Consider the following 23,795-nt stretch of genomic DNA (forward strand, 5'->3'; position numbering starts at 1 on the left):
TATGAACACCCTACAGCTGCCTATACTACAAATGAAAGTTGAAAATCTCAGTAAAACCTTTGTGTTACACCACCAGCACGGTATTCGCCTGCCGGTGCTGCATCAAACTTCATTGGAAGTGAGCAGTGGCGAATGTGTGGTGCTGCACGGCCATTCCGGCAGCGGAAAATCTACTCTTCTGCGCTCTTTATATGCCAATTACTTACCCGACAGCGGCCATATCTGGGTGAAACATCAGGGAGAATGGCTGGATATGGTGAGCGCGCAAGCCCGGCAAATTATGGCGGTACGCCGCCATACGGTGGGTTGGGTTAGTCAATTCTTACGGGTAATCCCGCGAATCAGTGCATTAAATGTGGTGATGCAACCCCTGCTGGAATTGGGGGTTGATCGGCAAATCTGCCAACAGCGGGCGCAGGACCTGTTGACGCGACTCAATGTGCCACCGCGTTTGTGGGATCTGGCTCCTTCTACCTTCTCTGGCGGCGAGCAACAGCGGGTTAATATCGCGCGAGGGTTTATTGTCGATTATCCCATTTTGCTGCTGGATGAGCCGACGGCTTCTCTCGATAGCACCAACAGCGCCGCGGTGGTCAGCCTGATTGATAAAGCTAAACAGCGCGGAGCCGCAATTGTCGGTATTTTCCATGATGAAAAAGTACGCAATCATGTCAGTGACCGCTTACTGACCATGACACCGCCCCCCTCTCACGTCAGCACAGAGATCCCATCATGATCTTCAACAACGTCAATCTTATTCTTGAGGATCAGGTGGTCAGTGGATCACTGGAAATCCACCAAGGGGTGATCCGCAGTTATAGTGATCGTCCGACACAACTTTCAGCAGCAATTGATGGACAAAATAGCTGGTTGTTGCCGGGATTGATCGAGCTGCATACCGATAATCTCGACAAGTTTTTCACCCCACGCCCCAATGTGGATTGGCCGGCACATTCGGCAATGAGTAGCCACGATGCGCTAATGGTTGCCTCCGGGATAACTACCGTGTTGGATGCCGTAGCTGTTGGTGATGTGCGGGATGGCGGCCATCGACTGGATAATCTGCAAAAAATGATTAACGCCGTGGTAGAGAGCCAGCGATCAGGATTGAATCGAGCCGAACATCGAATTCATTTGCGCTGTGAATTGCCCCATGACAGCACCTTGCCACTGTTTGAAGAACTGATGATGCAGCCAGAGCTTTCATTGGTATCTCTGATGGATCACTCACCGGGCCAGCGCCAGTTCGCTTCACGCGCTAAGTACCGTGAATATTATCAGGGTAAATATCATCTTAACGATCAGCAAATGGCCGCGTTTGAAGAAGAACAAATCAGCCTATCCGCCCACTGGTCGGGGCTGAATCGACAGGCCATTGCCGCTCATTGTCGTCAGCGGGGAATAGCTTTGGCCAGCCATGACGATGCCACCGCTGAACATGTGACGGAATCACAGGCATTGGGTAGTGTTATTGCTGAATTTCCCACCACCGAAGTGGCGGCCAGAGCCTCACATCAGCATGGGTTACAAGTATTGATGGGCGCACCCAATATTGTGCGTGGCGGCTCCCATTCAGGCAATGTCGCCGCGCACCAACTGGCATCACTGGGCGTGTTGGATATCTTATCTTCCGATTATTATCCCGCCAGCCTGCTGGATGCCGCATTCCGTATCGCGCATGACGAGAACAACAGCCTCACCTTAGCGCAAGCGGTCAATCTGGTGACACGTAACCCGGCCAGAGCTTTAGGATTAGAGGATCGCGGCGTGATTGCCGAAGGTAAGCGGGCTGATTTGATATTGGCGCGCACCCATAAGGGTTCGCACAACCAGCATGTGTATGTGCAAAACGTCTGGCGGCAGGGAATACAGGTGTTCTAATGGCGCGCTTAATCTATCTGATGGGTGCTTCCGGTGCTGGCAAGGATTGCCTGCTGTCCGCGCTACGAGCGGCCATGCCCACCAACGTTATGGTCGCGCATCGTTATATTACCCGCGAAGCCCATGCGGGTGCTGAAAATCATATCGCATTGAGTGAACAGGAGTTTTTATTGCGGGCTAAACAGGGGCTATTTGCGCTGTTTTGGCAGGCACATCAGCATCATTATGGGGTAGGAATTGAGATTGATATCTGGCTACAACACGGGTTGGATGTGGTGGTCAATGGCTCCCGCGCCTATTTATCCGAAGCCCAACAGCGCTATCACCACCAATTACTGCCACTGTGTCTGACCGTTTCGCCAGCAATTTTAGCTCAGCGCTTACGGCAACGCGGGCGCGAGAACAATGAGCAAATCAAGGCGCGTTTACAGCGGGCGCAACATTATCAACAGCAACTGCCGGTTAACTGCCAGCGACTTTGTAATGATGGCGAACTGCACCACACGCTGGAGCAATTACAGCAATTATGGCAACGCCCGCCACAACGCAGTAGGAGGGGAATCAAAAATGGAGCTAACATTGTTAGGAACCGGATGCGCCCAACAGGTGCCGGTGTTTGGTTGTCAGTGTGTGATTTGTACCAAAGCCAGGGTAGAACCCGCGCTGCGCCGTCAACCTTGCAGTGCAATGTTGCGTTATCAGGGGGAAACGACCTTGATTGATGCCGGGTTGCCGACACTGGATCAGCTTTTTGCTGGAGGGGAAATTCAGCGTTTTTTGCTTACACATTACCACATGGATCACGTTCAGGGGTTATTTCCGTTACGTTGGGGGTGTGGAAATGCGATCCCGGTGTACGCGCCGCCAGATCCTGATGGCTGTGACGATTTGTATAAGCACCCGGGAATACTGGCTTTTCAGCCGCCACTCAGCGCATTTCACCCGATTCAATTTGGCGATTTACAGATTACGCCAGTGCCCCTCAATCACTCAAAAATCACCTTCGGCTACCTGCTGCAAAGCCCTAACCGGGCTATCGCTTATCTCACCGACACCATTGGGCTGCCCGCCGATAGTGCGCTATTTTTAGCCAGTAAGAATATCGATTTGCTGGTACAAGATTGCAGCCATCCACCACATCATCTTTCCCCACACCGTCCGCCGCCACGTAATCATAATGATGTGACAATGGCCATCGCCATCAGTGAGTTACTAAAACCGGCAGCCACCTTGCTGACCCATATCAGCCACCAGTTGGATGCCTGGGCACTCGACAACACACTGCCCGACGGCATCGCCATCGCGCAGGATAATCAGATCATTAGCTTATGATAATGAGTGTTGCTGCATTTGGGCTGAAGATAATACTGTCACTCCCTCTTTCGGTGGAGCGAAAGCCTGATCAAGCAGCGCTTGTGCCACATCTTTGGCTTTAATTAAGCGCCATTTATCAGGTAATAAGGCAAACAACGGCGCGCTAAGGCTTTCCATCAAGCGCGGTTTAGTACGTTGACCGGCCAGCATTGAAGGACGGGCGAAAGTGAGTTGTGGCCAGCCCTGAGTTTGTAAATCTCGCTCTGCCTCACCTTTGGTGCGGTTATAGAACAGCCACGAGTTCGGGTTAGCCCCCATCGCGCTCACTAGCAGGAAGTGCCGCGCGCCAAGCCGCAAACCGGTTTCACCCGTAGCCAGCACCAGTCGATAATCCACCTGACGAAATGCCGCCTGACTACCCGCTTGCTGGCGAGTCGTACCCAGACAGCAAAACACCAAATCCACCGGCTCATCGAGAGTTTTTAGTAACTCGCCGATATTCTCGCCTTGCGGATTAATCAGTTTATTCATGGCTGGCAACGGCTTGCGAGTTGGCGCAATAATAGCGGTTACGCGGGCATCCAAACGCAGCAAGCGCAGTAACTCGCCCCCCACCAGGCCACTTGCCCCCAGTAATAATACCTTCGCCATCTGACCTCCTGATAAAAACGCTAGCGCCACCCCAACATGGAGATAATCATCAAATCAATTGATATGAATAATAAATACCAGAAACACCAGAACATAGCGAAGAAACTATGCCCAAAGTCATTGGAGTTTTGCAGGTAGGCAGCAAACGAATAACAAATCGGTCGGGAACCGATTTGAACAGCATTTATGCTAGCCCGTAGGGGGAGCCTCAAGGATGAGGCTCATTAATCCCGATGAGCTCACTGACTTTTAAGATCAACAACCAGTGAGTGATTTGGGTAAGTATTAGTAGCTAACATCCCTATAATTTCAAGGGCGAAGGGCCTGCATTCCAATACAATTTCTTGCCAAAACCAAGGGTATTATTGGTCATCTTGATTTCCAGCAAATTGAGCTGCCAGAGGGGGGCGGATACAACTTTAGCTACCGGGAAACGGCGGCAATAGTGCTGGCGGGCGATGTGCTCTGCGTCATCTTTTAATTCGGTTATCTCACCGCGATATTGAATGCCTTTTATCAAAGCTACCGTGCGCGGCTGGGTAGCAATTGTGCCGACCACCTCCGGGTTTATCTGCATCAGCTCGCCGTGACGGGTGTGCTTTTCTGTCATCAGATAAAGCGCCATTTTCGTTTCATCAAAGACATAAAAACAGTTGGCACACCACATATCCATACCGCTGCCAGTGCACAGCGTCAGTACATGTTGCTGGCGCAGGAAGCGGATAATGGAGATCAGATCATCAGGGTTATTCACATCACTCATTGTTCATATCACTTTCCAACTGAAAAACAGCCTTGAGTGTACATTAACTTTAGCTTGATTAACCTTGGCCCGACTCACTTTGCCACATCAGACGGTCGCGTGATGTCAGGTAACAGCAGGTTATACAGATAAAAATTCCCTTTACCGCCAGTGGTCTATCGCTATTCAGTTAAATTTCTCCTCTCGGGGGCGGCTTTTGCTCCTGTTTTGCCACATTTATCTCTAACGACAATAAGATGACAAGCATAACCTCCCTGATTATAGGGATTTAGACGAGTAACACCCTGATAACGTGATTTAGCTAACATTTACTGCATATGCTGAATTTGAATTTATATGCAATATTCCCGTATAAATTTGGATGTAACAAATAATTTTGGCTTAACAAATAAAATACAATTTAAATTAAGAACCCGCTTTCATTGCTAATATCGCATAATAATAGCTCTGGTAATGTATCTACTGTGTTAAATATAACCTTACTGTTTTGCATAATACCCAGTACAGTTTTGAATATATAACGTTTAAAATGAATAAAAGCAGCTATTTATTCATATTTTAGTCAAAAGGCATTTAGAAATAGGATAAAAACATGACATGCGTCACAGAATGAATAAATGTTATAGCTAGAATAGCCGTTATCAGATCGTTTTTAGAAAATCTTGTTTAAAACGACATCCTTGTTTAAAACCGGAAATTTGTTTAAAAAAACAGAGACCTTACACAAATGGAAAATAACAACAAGAAAATGGCGTATATAAGGCGGACAACGCATTTGATGATGCCGGCGCAACGTAGTTATTTTAATTTTTCTTATTACCATTATAGATAATATCCCTCCTGCGATGACATCCGCTTTTTATTGGATAGTCATTGTCTATGCACAATTTTAACAACAACGAAAATCTCTTGATATCTTTTCGTTATGTTAACTATTGTCTGCTTTCTCCGAAAAGACCAACACACAGTAATATTTCAACGCCTAATAGATTGTTGCTAATTACGACTCAATTTCTATTGGCTTGGTGTTTAAGTCTTTAGCAGAAAAATAGCTATCCTGTAAAAATTAAATGTCACTTTTGTCATTAATGCTAAATGACATGAGGATCACTATGCCTTAAATCCTGTCTTTTTTATGTAAAGACCAGGAATGGTATAAAGGCATCGTGTTGCGCAGAAAAGCAGACTTACTTATTAATGAGTTTTAATTCATTGATACGGACTGCTATACCAAAAATTTAATAAGCATTAATTTAAATAAACCAACAAATAATGTAGGCGTAATTGTCGCAGACAATTTGAGTGCGACCAGCGCGCAGAAACCGGAGCGTACACCATGACCTTAAAAATTATGGCTACGTGAGGATTTCGAGCACTGCTCAATCTCAAAGTGACAAGTAAAATAGCCTCTTAAAATAAAAGAGAATTTATGATGAAAAAATTAAATATCGCGGCGAGCACATCTGCCATCCCTTGTTTCGAATCACAACGTGAAGTGGTGGATGTTTTACATACCGATTTTACTGATATAGCTGCTGTGGTGCTTTCTGTTCAAGACATTAATAATGGTGTTATTGAAAGCATTCATTCATTAGGTCTGGATATTCCTATTTTTGCGGCTGTTTGTTGTGAAGAAGAGCTGAATACCGATGTATTACCGTCTTTAAATGGAGTATTTGAACTGTGCGGTGATAATACTGACTTTTACGGTAAACAACTGGAGTCCGCAGCTGAAAAATATGAAAAAGAGTTGCTACCTCCGTTCTTCAGTACATTAAAAAAATATGTTGAGATGGGGAATTCTACTTTTGCCTGTCCAGGACACCAAGGTGGTCAATTCTTCCGTAAACATCCGGCTGGACGTCAATTCTTTGACTTCTACGGTGAGACTATTTTCCGTTCTGATATGTGTAATGCTGACGTCAAGTTAGGCGATTTGCTTATTCATGAAGGCGCACCTTGTGATGCTCAAAAACATGCTGCAAAAGTATTTAATGCCGATAAAACCTATTTCGTACTGAACGGAACATCAGCTTCTAATAAAGTTGCCACCAATGCCCTATTAGCCCGTGGTGATCTGGTCCTGTTTGACCGTAATAACCATAAATCCAACCACCACGGCGCACTGATTCAAGCAGGGGCTACACCAGTTTATCTGGAAACTGCCCGTAACCCGTTTGGCTTTATCGGTGGTATTGATGCTCATTGTTTTGAAGAGAAATACCTGCGTGAACAAATACGTAGCGTCGCCCCGGAGCGTGCCAACGAAGCGCGTCCATTCCGCCTGGCAATTATCCAATTAGGCACTTATGACGGCACCATTTATAACGCTCGTCAGGTTGTGGATAAAATCGGCCACCTTTGTGACTATATTCTGTTCGACTCTGCTTGGGTGGGTTATGAGCAGTTTATTCCTATGATGAAAGATTGCTCACCACTATTACTTGAACTGAATGAAAACGATCCCGGTATTATCGTTACGCAATCAGTACATAAACAACAAGCTGGGTTCTCGCAAACCTCGCAAATTCATAAGAAAGATAAACATATTAAAGGCCAGGATCGTTATTGTAACCATAAACGTTTTAATAATGCCTTTATGTTGCACGCTTCCACCAGTCCATTCTATCCATTATTCGCAGCATTAGATGTTAATGCGAAAATGCATGAAGGGAAAAGTGGTCAGCGCATGTGGTTAGATTGTGTGAAGACCGGTATTGAAGCCCGTAAAATGATCTTAAATACCTGTAATATGATTAAACCTTTTGTGCCGGTAGAAGTTGATGGTAAACCTTGGCAAGAATATGACACCGAGGCTATGGCTCAAGATTTACGCTTCTTTAATTTTATTCCAGGCGAAAAATGGCATGCTTTTGAAGGTTATGAAGCATCACAATACTTTGTCGACCCTTGTAAATTGTTATTAACTACACCAGGCATTGATACCAATACCGGCGAATATACCGCTTCAGGTATTCCGGCCACTATTCTGGCTAACTTCCTGCGTGAAAATGGCATCGTGCCAGAAAAATGCGACCTTAACTCTATTCTGTTCTTATTAACGCCAGCAGAAGACTTGGCAAAAATGCAACATTTGGTGGCGCAAATTGCTCGCTTTGAACGTTTCATTGAAGAAGATGCATTGCTGAGTGATGTATTACCAACAGTTTATCGTAATAACGAAACTCGTTATAAAGGCTATACCATCGGTAAATTATGTCAGGAAATGCATGACCTTTATGTCAGCTACGATGTTAAACAGCTGCAAAAAGAAATGTTCCGCAAACAATATTTCCCTAAAGTCATGATGAATCCTCAGGATGCCAATATTGAATTCGTTCGTGGACATGCTGAATTAGTTCCATTATGTAAAGCAGAAGGCCGAATTGCCGCTGAAGGCGCACTTCCTTACCCACCGGGAGTATTGTGTGTTGTCCCTGGTGAAGTTTGGGGGGGGGCTGCTCAACGTTATTTCCTGGCACTTGAAGAAAGCATTAACTTATTGCCAGGTTTTGCACCTGAATTACAAGGTGTTTATTTACAAGTCGATGAAGACGGATGGAACCGCGCATACGGCTACATGATGAAAAACAAGTAAAAAAGAAGACTTCTATTATACAACACCAATAACTCAAACCTGCGGGAGATTATTCCCGCAGTCTCTGAAATTTAAAAAGAGATAATAAAAATGGGTAAAACAAATAATAAGATGGGAGTAGTACAGCTAACTATTCTGACTGCCGTCAATATGATGGGGTCAGGCATAATTATGCTGCCAACCAAACTCGCCGAAGTTGGGACGATTTCTATCGTTTCATGGTTAGTCACCGCCGTGGGTTCCATGGCGCTGGCTTATGCATTTGCCCAGTGCGGGATGTTCAGCCGTAAATCGGGTGGGATGGGCGGTTATGCAGAATACGCCTTCGGTAAATCCGGCAACTTCATGGCCAACTATACCTATGGCGCGTCCCTATTGATTGCCAATATCGCTATTGCCATATCTGCGGTCGGGTACGGAACTGAATTACTGGGTGCCACCTTAACGCCACTGGGTATTTGTATCGCGACTATCGGCGTACTGTGGTTGGCAACAGTGGCTAACTTCGGCGGCGCACGTATTACCGGGCAAATCAGTAGTGTCACTATCTGGGGGGTGATTATTCCAGTCGTGGGGATTTCGATTATTGGTTGGTTCTGGTTTAGCGGCTCCGCTTACGCGGCGGCATGGAACCCACATGGCGTGCCTACTTTTGAAGCAATCGGCTCCTCCATCTCGATGACATTATGGGCTTTCCTGGGTCTGGAATCTGCCTGTGCTAATACCGACGCCGTAGAAAACCCTGAACGTAACGTTCCGATTGCAGTATTGGGCGGGACTTTAGGTGCAGCGGTTATCTATATTATTTCGACCAACGTCATCGCCGGTATTGTCCCTAATATGGACTTGGCGAACTCAACAGCGCCGTTTGGCCTGGCATTCGCTTATATGTTTACCCCTGCAGTGGGTAAGATCATCATGGCATTGATGATTATGTCATGTGTAGGTTCATTGCTCGGCTGGCAGTTCACCATCGCTCAAGTATTTAAATCCTCTGCCGATGAAGGTTTCTTCCCGAAAATCTTCTCTAAAGTCAGTAAAGCTGATGCGCCAATCAAAGGGATGCTGACTATTGTTGCCATCCAAAGTGTCTTGTCGCTAATGACCATTAGCCCATCATTGAATAAACAATTCAATGTGTTGGTGAATCTGGCAGTCGTGACCAATATCATCCCTTATATTCTATCGATGGCAGCGTTGGTCATTATTCAGAAAACCGCCAATGTTCCACCGGCAAAAGCGCGCAAAGCCAATATCATTGCCTTTATCGGTGCGATGTATAGCTTCTATGCGCTTTATAGTTCAGGCCAGGAAGCCATGACTTGGGGTGCGATTGTCACCTTCCTGGGTTGGACATTGTACGGTTTGGTTTCACCACGCTTTGAATTTGCAACAAAGACTAAATAAGCAATTGAATGGTTCATATTGAGCCAAATAGAACTCATTTAAACTGATCAGGTGCCAGCAGATAAAAAAGTCAGGATGCAATGGGAAATTCCGGTAATAATGTTCCAAACCGCTACCCCCGGACTGGAATAAGATTATGTCGGACAGCCTTTGGTATCTCTATCTGCTGCGCACCACCAGTGGCATGCTGTATACCGGAATTACCACTGATGTGGCCAGGAGACTGACGCAGCATCAAGCTGGAAAAGGCGCAAAAGCGCTACGGGGCAAGGGAGAGTTAGCGCTGGTATTTCATTGTGAAGCAGGGGATCGCTCAACGGCGTTGAAGCTGGAATATCGAGTCAAGCAGCTCAATAAGCAACAAAAAGAGAAGCTGGTGGTGAACCAGCCCTCCTCATTGGTATCGTTGCTAGACGTTAGAACCGATTAAACGGTGCAGAAAATACCACTTCGCCATCGGCATCAGTCAATGCATCTTCTGCCAACGCGTACACCTGAAAGGCTTCTTCAGTATCAGGCCAACGGCAGGTTAATTGGTGGCGGGCCGCTGGCACAAAGCCAAAACGCTGATAATAGGCGGGATCGCCTAATACTACCACCGCGGCATAGCCGAACTCATTGAGCGAATCGAGACCTTCATAGACCAGCTTCTCAGCCAATCCTTGACGACGCAGACCTTCTTCCACTGCCAGCGGGGCCAGTGCAACCCACTGACGGTCTTCTCCGCCCACATCTACCGGGCTGAATGCCGCATAACCGACTACACCGCCTTCATCATCGGTTGCCACAATGCCCAGCGTCAGTAAGCCATCTTCGCGCAATTGTTGCACTAATTCTGCTTCATCATCGCCCTTAAATGCCTTGCGTAATAAGGCGTCGATCCCCGGAGCATCCACTGGAATTTCAACCCGGATCAGCACGATGCTAACGTACGGGAAGTACTCGCCGCACCCTCTTGCTGACCCGCCTCAATAAATTCCGCCAGTTGTTGCAGACCAACTCGCAGTAGCGTCGGCATGGATTCCAATTCAATGGCATCCATCAGATTTTTCACATACAGGCCCAATTCGGTATCCCCTTCAATTCGCAGCCGGCGCTGGAAAAATAGCGTATCCGGATCTTCTTTGCGGGCAGCGATCAGAATCAGATCGTTGGCATCACCGCTGAAGCTAACATCCGCCTCAGCCTGTTGGCTCACCACCAGCCTACCGTTTTCCACGGTCATAAACCATTGCAATGCGAGGTCACGCACTTCAATTTTTAACCAGCGAGACTCCAGAAACTCCAGATCTCCGTCCAGCAGCGCCTGACGGAATTGCCAGCCCAACACTTGCTCCAATACCTGGCGTTGCAAAGCAAATGGCGTAAATTTTAACGGCCTCCGCAGCAGCGCTGGCCCTTGGCGTACAAGGCGTGCTCGTAGTTCTCCCAACACAGGCTGACTCCTTTTTGGTGATATACCCTTTGTACTTGAAGCCACAGGGGTGTTGGCTACATTCACTCACCCAAATCACTTACTTATGTAAGCTCATTGGGATGAGTTCTTTTGCCGCCTACCTGCAACTCCAATTACTTTGGGTATTAATCTGTATAAAATAAAGTTCTATTTTGCCACATTGGCAGAATGTGGAAGCCTGTTATATCAATAAATTTTGCACCAGATCTTTGCTAAATATCAGAAGAATGGCACCAATGCGAAAGAAACTGCCCTAAATCAAGGTCAGTTCACGGCGGGTTAACTAAAATCGCCATTCGCTAAACTCTACTATCATCTTCGGATAGGGAAAATTCTATGGAGCTGCTTTGTCCTGCCGGTAATTTACCCGCATTAAAGGCCGCAATCGATAATGGTGCTGACGCGGTTTATATCGGCTTGAAAGATGATACTAATGCCCGCCATTTTGCCGGACTGAATTTCACCGATAAAAAATTACAGGAAGCCGTCAATTACGTTCACAGCCGCAAACGGAAATTGCATATCGCCATCAATACGTTTGCTCATCCTGACGGCTATTCCCGCTGGCAACGGGCTGTTGATATGGCAGCACAGCTTGGGGCTGATGCCCTGATTCTGGCGGATTTGGCAATGTTGGAATATGCCGCCGAACGCTACCCGGAAGTTGAACGCCATGTATCGGTACAAGCATCGGCAACCAATGATGAAGCTATCCGCTTCTATCAACGCCATTTTGATGTGGCACGAGTTGTTTTGCCGCGGGTGCTATCCATGCATCAGGTAAAACAACTGTCCCGCACCAGCCCGGTTCCCTTGGAAGTTTTTGCCTTTGGCAGCTTGTGCATTATGGCTGAAGGGCGGTGTTATCTTTCATCCTATTTGACCGGTGAATCACCCAATACTGTCGGTGCCTGCTCTCCGGCGCGCTTTGTGCGCTGGCAGCAAACCCCGCAAGGGATGGAGTCTCGCCTCAATGAAGTGCTAATCGACCGTTATGAAGATAACGAAAATGCCGGCTATCCGACCTTGTGCAAAGGGCGCTATCTGGTGGATGGGCAACGCTATCATGCACTGGAAGAGCCGACCAGCCTGAATACACTTGAACTGCTACCGGAATTATTTGCCGCCAATATTGCCTCGGTGAAAATTGAAGGGCGTCAGCGCAGCCCGGCTTATGTCAGCCAGGTGGCAAAAGTGTGGCGGCAGGCGATTGACCGCTATCTGGCCAACCCTGCGCAATTTTCCGCCAAAGAAGAATGGATGGAACAACTGGGTGCAATGTCCGAAGGCACCCAAACCACCCTGGGCGCTTATCATCGCAAGTGGCAGTAGCCGGAGGAAATATGAAGTACGCCTTAGGCGCAGTACTCTATTACTGGCCAAAAACCGATATTGAAACTTTTTATCAGGCTGCTGCCAGCAGCAGTGCTGATATCATTTATCTTGGTGAGAATGTTTGTACCAAACGCCGCGAAATGAAAGTGGGTGACTGGTTAGCACTCGCCAAAGACGTTGCCGCCAGCGGCAAACAGGTGGTGATTTCCACACTGGCCCTGCTGCAAGCGCCGTCAGAATTAAATGAATTAAAGCGCTATGTCGAAAACGGCGAGTTCTTGTTAGAAGCTAATGACTTAGGTGCGGTAAATATGGCGGTGGAGCGCGGTTTACCCTTTGTGGCCGGTCATGCCCTCAATTGCTACAACGCCTATACTCTGCGGATTTTGCATCGTCAGGGCATGATGCGCTGGTGTATGCCAGTTGAGCTTTCGCGCGATTGGCTGACTCATGTGCTGCAACAGTGTGAAGAACTGGGGTTCCGCAATCAGTTTGAAGTCGAGGTGTTGAGCTACGGTCACCTGCCGCTGGCTTATTCTGCACGATGCTTTACTGCACGCTCAGAAGATCGGGCTAAAGACGAGTGTGAGACCTGCTGCATTAAATACCCGCAAGGGCGGCCGGTGCTGTCACAGGAAGACCAACAGGTGTTTATCCTTAATGGGATTCAGACCCAAAGTGGCTACTGCTATAACCTCGGTAACGATCTGATTTCTATGCAAGGTTTGGTGGATATTGTCCGCCTTTCGCCACAAGGCATGGAAACGCTGGGTGTCATTGATCAGTTCCGCACCAACGAGTTGGGATTAAACCCACTGACACTGGCTGATAAAGCCGATTGTAATGGCTACTGGCGACGGCTCGCCGGTCTGGAATTAGTGTCATAAGCCAATAACAATAAGCCGGGTGAGCATCACTGCCCTCCCGGTTATTTATACTTATCAACGCTTAATCACAGTGACACTTTCGCGCCATAATCTCAATAATCTGACTGTCTGTTTGCCGCATCGCACCACAGGCCAGCGCACACAGATTAGCGATTGACTGGTCGACATCATCAGCGACGATCCCCTCATTGCCGGTAACCCCGCTGCTGTCTAATGCCATCAACACCGCCTTATACGCCGCACTGACACTGGTGGAGACTTTCATCGCACAACTGTTGGCCGCACCATCACAGATAATCCCGCTGATATCACCAATCATACTGCCAATGGCCAATGCTACCGGTTCATAACGTGGCTCCAGCAGCCACGCCATCCCTGCAGCAGCACCCATTGCGGCGGTGGTTGCGGCACATAATGCAGACAAAGCGGGTAACTGGCTGTGAATATAAATAGCCATCAAATGGGAAAGAATAAGCGCCCGCGCCAACTCTTCCTCACTGGCCCCTACGTGCTCTGCCACCACCAATACTGGCATGGTGGCAGCAATCCCCTGATTACCGGAGCCGGAATTACTCATCGCGGGCAACAGCGCCCCGCCCATGCGTGCATCAGATGCCGCCGCTGAGCGAATCATAATATCCGACAGTAAATCTTTAACCAGTAACCCCCGCCCGCGCTGACGCATCAGTGAAGCACCAATGTGCAAGCCATAGTTGCCCGTTAGCCCTTCTTGCGACAGTGCCCCATTCAATTTGGCGGCCTGTAAAATAAAGGCAATCTGCTCAAATGGCACTTGGGTGGCAAATTGATAAACCTGACGAGCCGTCGCCTGCTTCAGACAATCATGAGCATGACACGCCACCTGTTCTGACGGGGACTCTGACGCCAGTTCAAATAGAACATTGCCATTAATGACAATTCTCACCACATGAGTGTGGCCACCAGCAATAGTGACACAAGCCCATTGATCTTCGTGATATAGCGTGGCTTCGGCAAACAGGATTTCATCTCCCGTCTGTATATCGACTCGTACATCCCCCCGATCCAACATGGCTTTTGCTTCCGCCACCTGCTGCGAGCTGAGATTTTTCAATACCTCCAACCCACCATCAGGATTACCGCCTAATGCCCCGACTGCGGCGGCAATTGGTAATCCCACCATGCCGGTGCCAGGCACTGTCACACCCATACCATTTTTCATCAGGTTTGGTGAAACCCGCGCCTCAATACGCTCAGCTTTCGCGGGCAAATATGAAGCAGCAATGGCTGATGCCAACGCCAAGGCTATCGGTTCAGTACACCCTACGGCGGGTTGCACATCCCGTTGAATGACATGGATAAACGCAGTCCATAAAGAAAAATCAGTTGTGTTACTCATAATGAATACCTTCAAACATTTACAGCAGGTAATGTCAGATGCCGTTATTTCAAGAGAATGCCAGGAATGGAGAAATACACAGTAAAACACCGGTAATAATAATAACTGTTAGAGACAGACCTTTATATTTATGCAGTGCCGGAACTTTATAGACTAAATATGCAGGAATCAAACACCCCACCATGCCGAATATTGGGCTACAAATAGAAGTAAAGCTCAAGACTGGTGCATTTAATATAATCGCGCCCCATGCCAGTAATACAGCAAAGACCATGATTCCATTTTGCACCCAGCGCTCATTAATATTTTCAGGTGGCATGATGCGACGTAATATATTAAGCACAATACCTTGTGTCGCTTCACGGAAGCCTAAATAAACACCAAAGAATGCCGTCATTACTGCAAAGATATTTAAAATAACACTGACTACAGTTGCCCATCCGCCGGGGAAGAATTTAGCAGCGATAGCCAGCGCTGAAATATTTTGCTCATAAGCTTTAACCGCTTCATCGTGTCCCATTGCTAGCGTAAAGGAAACCGCATAGAAGAATACCGTGCAGAATAAAATACCAAAAGCAATATTCATCGCCCGCAGGGCTTTATGACGAGCTACTTCCAGTGACTTTTCCTTGGCCCGATATGAGATAACCATTGGACTGAGTGTTTGAATAAACAAGATAGACGTCAGGGTAAACGGCAGTGTAATTATTGCATTTTTTATTAGCAAACCCACGGGTGGCAGCATACCAACGTTGTACAAGTGCCACATCCCTACCATCGAAATACCCAATGCAGCCACCACCAATAACTTGGTAATCACCATAAAGCTCGACAGTTTGAACAACAGTTTTTCACCTCGGGAGGAGATTGCCACCAGCACACAAATTAGCACTAAACCATAAAAAGGATTATCGGATAATAGCCCTTCAGTTACACCGAATGTTTGTAAATAGGAAGCGCTGTCATTGGTAATGGCAGTAGAATAAACAAACATCCAGATAACCAGCATAATAAAATAGAGTGCGCCTAAGACGATCCCCCAGTTTTTCCCTAAATATCCACTGATAACACCGGGGTAGTCTTTACATTCTGGTGACTCTGCCAATGTATTAATAAATAATCGTTGGAAGAGATACATGGCAGGATAGCCAATAATAGATGAAAGCAAAAACACCCATAATCCCATTAACCCAACTTGCACGGGTAAAAATACAATCCCTGCACCGATAGCCATCCCAATACTCATTATTACCCAGCCAAAATCCGTGCTGTCAAACTTAATAGCTTCCTGCCATTCTCTCTCAGTCATCTTGGCATTTTTGGCTGCCGGAGAATCAATTAAAATGACACTCTTATTTGTTTTTGCCGTTTCCATAATCGGTCTCGCCTTAATCTCTGGTTAGTAAGTTTTATTGTTATAAATATGTACAGAGCGAGTTATCCGCTATTTAACCCATTCAGGAAAATAGCCGAGGGCAGGTGTTATTATTTTTTGGCTATATTACGCCGAGGAATAGAGAATGTTTTTTTCACTTAACCTAATTAACTCATCATGAAGGGAAAAATATTCTACAAAAAGAGTCTTATCCTGAATTTTAATCTACACATATGATCAATAAGCAGCATATTATTTCAATAAACAATAAGATATTCAATAAAGTATTGATAAATAAGGATTATACATGATTTATTAGTATATAAGCGCTGCGGTACATTATTTTTTCCACAGTAAATGTGTGACGATCATCAATAAAAATTAACCACTCAAATACAAAGGTTAATGTGATATTTGTCGATGTGGTCACATCTACCAGATCCAATAACACTTGAAACAGCATTAAATTTTTTATAATTGATTTATCGGCTAATAAATCAGAATAATTGACTAGATAGATCAACGGAGAGTGCTAAATTGGTCGAACGTTGAAGATAAAGATTCGGATGCGTTATGCTCCAATTGCGCATAGATTGGGTGCCCGCACTTGGGTATAGACCAAATTGATACGCACGGTTTTCAGCGCGGCTATTGTTTCAGCTACATTGCCAATGCTTGTTGGTAATCCTGATAGGCTTACCAGCCATTTAATCGCCGCATTTATTACCCCGTCTGCAACTATTATTTAGATTATGCTGCTAAGGGTAATAGCCTCACATTTCTGTGAGCCAGTTAGTTCGATCCTCAACGTCATTGGTGGTGCAGGTCGCCAGTCAGCAAACGGATCACGATGAGCTTACTCAAGTAAGTGACTCGGGTAAGTGCGCGCAGCTAGCACCCCTGCAACGTCGAGGACGAAGAGGATTCGTGCGTTCGCCCTTCAAGCGACTCGACATAAGGTTAAGATGGACGATTCTATGAATGACAACAATGTTGCTACAACAGATAAAGCACAAGTCCCGCTTTCTGTTCTCGATTTATCACCGGTAGCTCAGGGCAAGACGCCACGAGATGCATTTCACGCCTCGCTAGACTTGGCTCAACATGCTGAAAAGTGGGGATACCACCGCTACTGGCTGGCTGAACATCATAATATGACCGGCATTGCCAGTGCTGCGACCTCTGTGCTAATTGGCTATATTGCCGGTGGCACTAGCACCATCCGTGTCGGTTCAGGTGGTGTTATGCTGCCAAACCATTCACCATTAGTAATAGCTGAGCAGTTTGGCACCCTCGCCTCGCTGTATCCTGACCGTATCGACCTCGGTCTGGGCCGAGCACCTGGCACTGACCAGCGCACCATGATGGCACTACGTCGCCATTTGTCCGGTGAGGTAGATAACTTCCCGTCTGATGTGCGCGAACTGCAAAACTACTTTGCCGAAGTGCAACCTGGGCAAGCAGTACAAGCTGTTCCCGGTCAAGGTTTGCATGTCCCTTTGTGGCTGCTGGGTTCCAGCCTGTACAGCGCGCAACTGGCAGCGGCTATGGGCCTACCTTTCGCTTTCGCTTCGCATTTTGCGCCGGACATGCTATTCCAGGCGCTCAAACTGTACCGCGAAAACTTCAAACCCTCCGCTCAATGGCCGAAACCTTATGCGATTGTGTGTGTGAATGTCGTCGCCGCAGACAGCGAGCGTGATGCCCGTTTCTTGTTTACCTCGATGCAGCAGCAGTTTGTCAATCTGCGCCGTGGCACTCCGGGGCAGCTTCCTCCGCCAGTCGAAGATATGGAGAAAATCTTCTCGCCAGCCGAACAGTTTGGTATTGATCAAGCGCTGCGACTGTCCATTATTGGTGATAAGAGTAAAGTCCGACACGGGCTTCAGTCGTTATTGCGTGAAACTCAAGCTGATGAGTTAATGGTGAATGGTCAGATCTTTGATCACCAGGCGAGATTATCTTCATTTGAGATAGTTGCCAGTCTGCAACAAGACTTGCAAGCTGGGGAGCACTGCTAATCTATTGTAGGTAAATAGATTAGAGATAAAAAAACCAGCCCGAGGGCTGGTTTTTATGTTTAATCATCAAGGATGATTAAGGCTTATGCGTCACCGAAACGACGACGAGCGGGTGCGGCAGGCGCTGCGGCATCATCACGACGTGGTGCAGCTGAACGCTGACCATCACGATTGCCACGACGCTGTTCGCCAGCACCGGCTGGAGCACGGTCGCTACCGAATGAACGACGAGGAGGAGCACCAGCAGCACCATCACGACGCTCGCCACCGAATGAACGACCACCACCACGACGCTCACCACCACCGTTACCGCCAGCAGGACGCTCACGGCGTTCATGCGGCTGTGCATCACCCAACAACTGCATGTTCAGCGGTTTGTTCAGAATACGGGTACGAGTGAAGTGAGATAACATTTCGCCCGGCATACCTTTCGGCAGCTCGATAGTTGAATGCGAAGCAAACAGCTTGATGTTACCGATATAACGGCTGCTGATATCACCTTCGTTAGCGATAGCGCCAACGATATGACGAACTTCAACACCATCATCGCGGCCAACTTCAATACGGTACAGTTCCATCTCACCAACATCACGACGTTCGCGACGTGCTGGACGTTCGCCACCGTCACGGCTGTCTGAACGAGGTTCACGACGGCTGTCATTACGATCACGACCGCGATCACTACCACGGTCATCGCGAGTATTGAATTCACGCTGTGGACGACGCGGAGCTTCTGGCGGCAAGATCAGAGGACGTTCGCCCTGTGCCATTTTCAGCAGTGCAGCAGCCAGAGTTTCAATATCAAACCCTTCTTCTGGTTGCAGCTTAGCCAACAACGCACGGTACATATCCAAATCACTGCTTTCCAGCTGTTGGCCAACTTTAGCCGCGAATTTGGCTAAGCGACGTTCGCCCAGTAATTCGGCGTTTGGCAATTGGACTGGTGGGATAGTCATCTTCATAGTGCGTTCAATGTTCTGCAACAGACGACGTTCACGTCTATCAACGAACAGTAATGCACGACCTGCACGGCCAGCACGACCAGTACGACCGATACGATGAACGTAAGACTCTGAATCCATAGGGATATCGTAGTTTACAACCAAGCTGATGCGCTCAACGTCCAAACCACGAGCCGCAACATCAGTTGCAATCAGAATATCTAAACGACCATTTTTCAGGCGTTCCAGAGTCTGCTCACGTGCAGCCTGGTTCATATCACCATTCAATGCAGCGCTGTTATAACCGCTACGTTCCAAAGCTTCAGCCACTTCCAGCGTCGCGTTTTTGGTACGAACGAAAATGATAGCAGCGTCAAAATCTTCAGCTTCCAAGAAACGAACCAATGCATCGTTTTTACGAACACCGTCTACAACCCAATAGCTCTGGCTGATATCAGGACGGGTAGTCATGCTAGACTGAATGCGAACTTCCTGTGGCTCTTTCATAAAGCGACGGGTAATACGACGAATCGCTTCTGGCATAGTGGCAGAGAACAGCGCGGTCTGATGTTCAGCCGGGATCTGCGCCAGAATATTTTCCACGTCTTCGATAAAGCCCATGCGCAGCATTTCATCTGCTTCATCCAACACTAAACCACTCAGGTTGGACAAGTTAAGAGTACCGCGTTTCAGGTGATCTAACAGACGACCTGGGGTACCAACAACAACTTGTGGCCCCTGGCGCAAAGCGCGTAATTGAACGTCATAACGCTGGCCACCATACAGGGCTACCACGTTAACGCCGTTCATATGTTTAGAGAAGCTAGATAATGCTTCAGCAACTTGAATAGCCAACTCACGAGTTGGAGCCAGTACTAACACTTGTGGTGCTTTCAGGCTTGGATCAATGTTGTGTAACAGCGGCAGACCAAATGCGGCTGTTTTGCCACTACCGGTTTGCGCCATGCCGAGAACATCACGGCCGTTCAACAGGTGTGGGATACATTCCAACTGGATAGGAGATGGTTTTTCATAACCAAGATCAGTCAGAGCAGAAAGAATTGGAGCGGACAGCCCCAGATCAGCAAAAGAGGTTTCAAGCTCAGTAGTCATGTACACGTGCCTCATTAATAATGGCAGCCAGTCTACATAACTCGTCGAGAAAATTTTCAGTCATTTTCATTGAAAAGTGTGAACCGGCTCAAATTAGATTATAAAACGAACAAAAAGGCCATCACCTGTTAGGGTGATTAACGTTGGCAAAAACCAAGGTAGTCAGGCTAATAGTTGTTCGTCAGCTATTGCTGGTCCGATTCCGATAGGTCGTCTTGTTCTTGGCCCAAAAGCGCCAATTCCAACAATGCATAGCGGTGCTCAACAAAGTTATGAACGTTGTTAGCTACCGTCAGTTTGAACAGCGCCGAAGCGGTGTTCTTGTCCCCCAGACTTAGGTAATGTTTACCTAAATAGAAGTCAGTTTCACTGAGATGCTCAGCGAGCGAAGTGTTATCCGTTGCATCTACCTTAAGCCTTTCCATCAGCGTTTTTTCGCTGATCGTGCCTAGGTAGAATTCGACAATATTCCATCCCCATTGCCCTCTGTCCGATTTTTCATAGCGCTGTTGTAACGCTACTGCCGCTGTCTTGGGATCGATTTCTCTTTCCACCAGATACAGCCACAACGAACGGAAGGGATCATTTGGATCGTCTTGATAAAACGCCTGCAGATCATCCTGCGCTAACGGAAGTCGACCGCCATAATACAGAGCGATACCCCGGTTTAAACGCGCGTAATTGTAAGTTGGATCAAGCTCTAGTACAGAATCAAACGCTTCATAGGCAGCATCAAAATTGCCTGCCTGCGTTAAGTAAATCCCCAGATAGTTAAAAACTTCTGGCATATCAGGACGAATAGCTAACGCTTGCGAAAAATCATTTCGCGCTAGTGCCCGCAGCCCGAGGCTATCATACAGCACTCCGCGCTCATATAAAAGCTGTGCGCGCTCATCATCCGTAAGTGCCCGACTTGCAAGGATTTGTTCCATGCGAGCCAGAATCACTTCCTGCTGCAACGTAGGTTGCAACGGGATTGCCAATACCTCGTCTTTACGCCAATCATGGTTGCTGCATCCTGCCAGCATGAGTGCTGTCACAACGTAACACCAGCGCAAGAAAGGCTTCATTTCCTACTCCCGAAGACAAACATTGGATAAATATCCTTTCATCCATTTGTTTAACACAAGAGCATCCTGCCCTCGAGATAACACAGCTCCTCACTCATGAGTAAGGAGCTGTGGAATACTAATTACTCTGCTGCTTCTGGTGCCGGTGCTTCTGCATCAGGAGTCGTGGCTTCTTTCATGCTTAGACGAATACGGCCTTGACGATCAACTTCGATAACTTTAACTGGTACTTCCTGACCCATTTGTAGGTAATCAGTCACTTTATCAACACGCTTGTCAGCGATTTGAGAAATATGTACCAAGCCTTCTTTACCGCCACCGATGGCAACAAATGCACCGAAATCAACGATACGGGTAACTTTACCCGCATAGATACGGTTCACTTCGATTTCAGCAGTAATCTCTTCGATACGACGGATAGCATGTTTCGCTTTGTCGCCGTCAGTTGCTGCAATCTTAATGGTACCATCATCTTCGATTTCAATGGTGGTGCCAGTTTCATCAGTCAGCGCACGAATCACAGAACCGCCTTTACCGATCACATCCTTGATTTTTTCAGGATTGATTTTCATGGTGTAGATACGTGGAGCAAACTCAGAGATATCGCCGCGCGGTGTGCTGATAGCCTGTTCCATAACACCCAGAATGTGCAGACGCGCACCCTTAGCCTGGTTCAGAGCCACCTGCATGATTTCGCGGGTGATACCTTCAATTTTAATGTCCATTTGCAGTGCGGTGATACCGTCACGGCTACCGGCTACTTTAAAGTCCATGTCGCCCAAGTGATCTTCGTCACCCAGAATGTCAGACAGAACAACAAAGTTTTCATCTTCTTTAACCAGACCCATTGCAATACCGGCAACAGCGGCTTTAATCGGCACACCTGCGTCCATCAGGGCCAGAGAAGCACCACAAACAGAAGCCATTGAGGAAGAACCGTTAGACTCGGTGATTTCAGAAACCACACGCACAGTGTAAGGGAACTCGCTCGGGCTTGGCATCACTGCCAACACACCACGTTTCGCCAGACGACCATGGCCAATCTCGCGACGTTTCGGTGAGCCAACCATACCTGTTTCACCAACAGAATATGGAGGGAAATTATAGTGTAGCAGGAATGAGTCAGTACGCTCACCCATCAGCTCATCAATATTTTGTGCGTCACGAGCAGTACCCAGTGTTGCTGTAACCAGCGCCTGAGTTTCACCACGGGTGAACAACGCAGAACCGTGGGTACGTGGCAACACGCCAGTACGCACATCCAGACCACGGATCATGTCTTTTTCGCGACCATCGATACGCGGTTCGCCGCGCAGTACACGGCTACGAACTACATCTTTCTCAACGCTACCTAAGATATCCTGAATTTCCGCAGCATCTAATGTATCGTCTTGCGCCAACAGTGCTTCAGTTACATCAGCTTTGATAGCATCAACTTGAGTATAGCGCTCTTGTTTCTCGGTAATGCGATAAGCATCACCCAGACGTGCAGCAGCCAGCTCAGCAACGCGCGCATGCAGCACTTCGTTTACGGGCTCAGCATGCCAATCCCACTTAGGTTTGCCCGCTTCAGCAACCAAAGCGTTGATATTCTCAATCACAACTTGCTGTTGTTCGTGGCCGAACACAACCGCGCCCAACATTTGATCTTCAGACAAGATGTCTGCTTCTGATTCAACCATCAATACTGCACCCGCAGTACCGGCAACAACCAAGTCCAGACGGCTTTCTTTCAGTTCATCAGTGGTTGGGTTCAGCACATACTGATCGTTGATAAAACCAACACGAGCAGCACCGATTGGGCCGTTGAATGGAATACCTGACAGGCTCAGCGCAGCTGATGCACCAATCAGTGCCACGATGTCTGGGTTAACTTGTGGGTTAACAGAAACAACAGTCGCAATAACCTGAACTTCATTCAGGAAGCTGTCTGGGAACAGTGGGCGAATCGGACGGTCAATCAGACGGGAAGTCAGTGTTTCGCCTTCACTTGGGCGACCTTCACGACGGAAGAAGCTACCTGGTATACGACCAGCAGCGTAGGTACGCTCCTGATAGTTAACAGTCAGAGGGAAGAAACTCTGGCCTGGTTTAGCTTTCTTTTGGCCAACAACAGTAACGAATACTGCGGTGTCATCCATGCTGATCATAACGGCAGCAGTCGCCTGGCGAGCCATCATGCCAGTTTCAATGGTAACGGTATGTTGGCCGTACTGGAATTTACGAATAATCGGAGTCAGCAAAATAGTATCCTTATACTATGCGGTGCCGGATCGTATTGACGATCTCATCCACCTGTTACTCATACCTTCACACTGCATCCTCGCGACTAATGACAACCCTTAACTCCCATAAGTTAAAGTCTCTCATTAGCCGCGCGAACCTCTGCACCGGAAGATCCTATTTATACCCGTCATCTTTCAAGATGTTGATGTGTTGGCCGCGTTCAATCACCCAAATCACTTACTTATGTAAGCTCATTGGGACTCTTTCGCTTGCCGCCTTCCTACATCTCGAAATCTATTGGGCATACAAATCTTATAGAACAACAACAATATACTAACGTATTTTATCATTGCTTCTTAGAAAAAAGGGGCCAATTTGG

General features: G+C 47.4%; 20 protein-coding genes and 1 pseudogene. 11 read left to right on the forward strand and 10 right to left on the reverse strand.

Going from position 1 to position 23,795, the window contains the following annotated elements; all coding sequences use genetic code 11:
• Position 1: 1 nt before the first annotated feature.
• The 4 genes and pseudogenes from phnL to phnP all read left to right on the forward strand — a co-directional run bounded on the left by phnL (position 2) and on the right by phnP (position 3,213).
• Complete coding sequence (gene phnL, locus ACF3VQ_RS18450) at positions 2–736, forward strand: phosphonate C-P lyase system protein PhnL (RefSeq protein WP_392432474.1); 735 nt, start codon at positions 2–4, stop codon at positions 734–736.
• On the forward strand, positions 733–1,881 hold the full coding sequence (gene phnM / locus ACF3VQ_RS18455) for an alpha-D-ribose 1-methylphosphonate 5-triphosphate diphosphatase (protein WP_392432475.1): 1,149 nt from the start codon (positions 733–735) through the stop codon (positions 1,879–1,881). Before phnL ends, phnM begins: the two co-directional genes overlap by 4 nt.
• Positions 1,881–2,458 (forward strand): annotated as a pseudogene (gene phnN, locus ACF3VQ_RS18460) (ribose 1,5-bisphosphokinase). The gene phnM and the pseudogene phnN overlap by 1 nt, the downstream one beginning before the upstream one ends.
• Complete coding sequence (gene phnP, locus ACF3VQ_RS18465; protein WP_392432476.1) at positions 2,449–3,213, forward strand: phosphonate metabolism protein PhnP; 765 nt, start codon at positions 2,449–2,451, stop codon at positions 3,211–3,213. Before phnN ends, phnP begins: the two are co-directional and overlap by 10 nt.
• Here the strand turns inward: phnP and ACF3VQ_RS18470 are convergent.
• A complete protein-coding gene (locus ACF3VQ_RS18470) occupies positions 3,208–3,846 on the reverse strand; it encodes a hypothetical protein (RefSeq protein WP_392432477.1) in 639 nt (212 codons plus the stop codon). The genes phnP and ACF3VQ_RS18470 overlap by 6 nt on opposite strands.
• Before the next feature lie 301 nt (positions 3,847–4,147).
• Positions 4,148–4,609: a YhbP family protein gene (locus tag ACF3VQ_RS18475; RefSeq protein WP_392432478.1), complete on the reverse strand. Its 462-nt coding sequence runs from the start codon at positions 4,607–4,609 to the stop codon at positions 4,148–4,150.
• A gap of 748 nt (positions 4,610–5,357) precedes the next feature.
• Between ACF3VQ_RS18475 and speFL the strand changes: the two genes are divergently transcribed.
• From speFL to ACF3VQ_RS18495, 4 genes are all read left to right on the forward strand, one after another.
• Positions 5,358–5,441, forward strand: a complete 84-nt coding sequence (gene speFL / locus ACF3VQ_RS18480) for a leader peptide SpeFL (protein ID WP_392435689.1) — start codon at positions 5,358–5,360, stop codon at positions 5,439–5,441.
• Positions 5,442–6,041: 600 nt separating this feature from the next.
• Entirely contained in the window at positions 6,042–8,207 is a 2,166-nt protein-coding gene (speF, locus tag ACF3VQ_RS18485) for an ornithine decarboxylase SpeF (RefSeq protein WP_392435692.1), read from the forward strand.
• Positions 8,208–8,297: 90 nt separating this feature from the next.
• On the forward strand, positions 8,298–9,614 hold the full coding sequence (gene potE, locus ACF3VQ_RS18490) for a putrescine-ornithine antiporter (protein ID WP_392432479.1): 1,317 nt from the start codon (positions 8,298–8,300) through the stop codon (positions 9,612–9,614).
• A gap of 136 nt (positions 9,615–9,750) precedes the next feature.
• Positions 9,751–10,044 (forward strand): GIY-YIG nuclease family protein, encoded by a 294-nt coding sequence (locus tag ACF3VQ_RS18495; protein WP_392432480.1) that lies wholly within the window; start codon positions 9,751–9,753, stop codon positions 10,042–10,044.
• On the opposite strand, the gene ACF3VQ_RS18500 is transcribed toward ACF3VQ_RS18495, so the two are convergent.
• Positions 10,031–10,534, reverse strand: coding sequence for a GNAT family N-acetyltransferase (locus tag ACF3VQ_RS18500; protein WP_046051695.1), 504 nt, complete (start codon positions 10,532–10,534; stop codon positions 10,031–10,033). The genes ACF3VQ_RS18495 and ACF3VQ_RS18500 overlap by 14 nt on opposite strands.
• Complete coding sequence (locus ACF3VQ_RS18505) at positions 10,528–11,049, reverse strand: SCP2 domain-containing protein (RefSeq protein ID WP_392432481.1); 522 nt, start codon at positions 11,047–11,049, stop codon at positions 10,528–10,530. The genes ACF3VQ_RS18500 and ACF3VQ_RS18505 overlap by 7 nt, the downstream gene beginning before the upstream one ends.
• Before the next feature lie 357 nt (positions 11,050–11,406).
• On the opposite strand from ACF3VQ_RS18505, the gene ACF3VQ_RS18510 reads away from it, so the two are divergent.
• Together ACF3VQ_RS18510 and ACF3VQ_RS18515 are read left to right on the forward strand one after the other, a co-directional pair.
• Complete coding sequence (locus ACF3VQ_RS18510) at positions 11,407–12,402, forward strand: peptidase U32 family protein (RefSeq protein WP_019080678.1); 996 nt, start codon at positions 11,407–11,409, stop codon at positions 12,400–12,402.
• Positions 12,403–12,413: 11 nt separating this feature from the next.
• Complete coding sequence (locus ACF3VQ_RS18515) at positions 12,414–13,292, forward strand: U32 family peptidase (RefSeq protein ID WP_392432482.1); 879 nt, start codon at positions 12,414–12,416, stop codon at positions 13,290–13,292.
• 61 nt (positions 13,293–13,353) lie between these two features.
• Here the strand turns inward: ACF3VQ_RS18515 and ACF3VQ_RS18520 are convergent, their stop codons facing one another.
• Together ACF3VQ_RS18520 and ACF3VQ_RS18525 are read right to left on the reverse strand one after the other, a co-directional pair.
• A complete protein-coding gene (locus ACF3VQ_RS18520; RefSeq protein ID WP_392432483.1) occupies positions 13,354–14,670 on the reverse strand; it encodes a serine dehydratase subunit alpha family protein in 1,317 nt (438 codons plus the stop codon).
• Between the two features lie 49 nt (positions 14,671–14,719).
• Positions 14,720–16,045, reverse strand: coding sequence for a hypothetical protein (locus ACF3VQ_RS18525; protein ID WP_392432484.1), 1,326 nt, complete (start codon positions 16,043–16,045; stop codon positions 14,720–14,722).
• A gap of 977 nt (positions 16,046–17,022) precedes the next feature.
• Between ACF3VQ_RS18525 and ACF3VQ_RS18530 the strand changes: the two genes are divergently transcribed.
• Positions 17,023–18,066, forward strand: coding sequence for a luciferase-like monooxygenase (locus ACF3VQ_RS18530; protein WP_392432485.1), 1,044 nt, complete (start codon positions 17,023–17,025; stop codon positions 18,064–18,066).
• Between the two features lie 83 nt (positions 18,067–18,149).
• Here the strand turns inward: ACF3VQ_RS18530 and ACF3VQ_RS18535 are convergent, their stop codons facing one another.
• From ACF3VQ_RS18535 to pnp, 4 genes are all read right to left on the reverse strand, one after another.
• Positions 18,150–20,120 carry a DEAD/DEAH family ATP-dependent RNA helicase gene (locus tag ACF3VQ_RS18535; protein WP_392432486.1) on the reverse strand — a complete coding sequence of 657 codons (1,971 nt, stop codon included), beginning with the start codon at positions 20,118–20,120 and terminating at the stop codon, positions 18,150–18,152.
• Positions 20,110–20,190 carry a protein YrbN gene (gene yrbN, locus ACF3VQ_RS18540; RefSeq protein ID WP_096335046.1) on the reverse strand — a complete coding sequence of 27 codons (81 nt, stop codon included), beginning with the start codon at positions 20,188–20,190 and terminating at the stop codon, positions 20,110–20,112. The genes ACF3VQ_RS18535 and yrbN overlap by 11 nt, the downstream gene beginning before the upstream one ends.
• A gap of 115 nt (positions 20,191–20,305) precedes the next feature.
• A complete protein-coding gene (nlpI, locus tag ACF3VQ_RS18545) occupies positions 20,306–21,190 on the reverse strand; it encodes a lipoprotein NlpI (RefSeq protein ID WP_392432487.1) in 885 nt (294 codons plus the stop codon).
• A gap of 122 nt (positions 21,191–21,312) precedes the next feature.
• Positions 21,313–23,433 (reverse strand): polyribonucleotide nucleotidyltransferase, encoded by a 2,121-nt coding sequence (gene pnp, locus ACF3VQ_RS18550; RefSeq protein ID WP_392432488.1) that lies wholly within the window; start codon positions 23,431–23,433, stop codon positions 21,313–21,315.
• Positions 23,434–23,795 lie beyond the last annotated feature (362 nt).

Source organism: Yersinia fenwicki (assembly GCF_043099325.1).
Classification (GTDB): Bacteria; Pseudomonadota; Gammaproteobacteria; order Enterobacterales; family Enterobacteriaceae; genus Yersinia.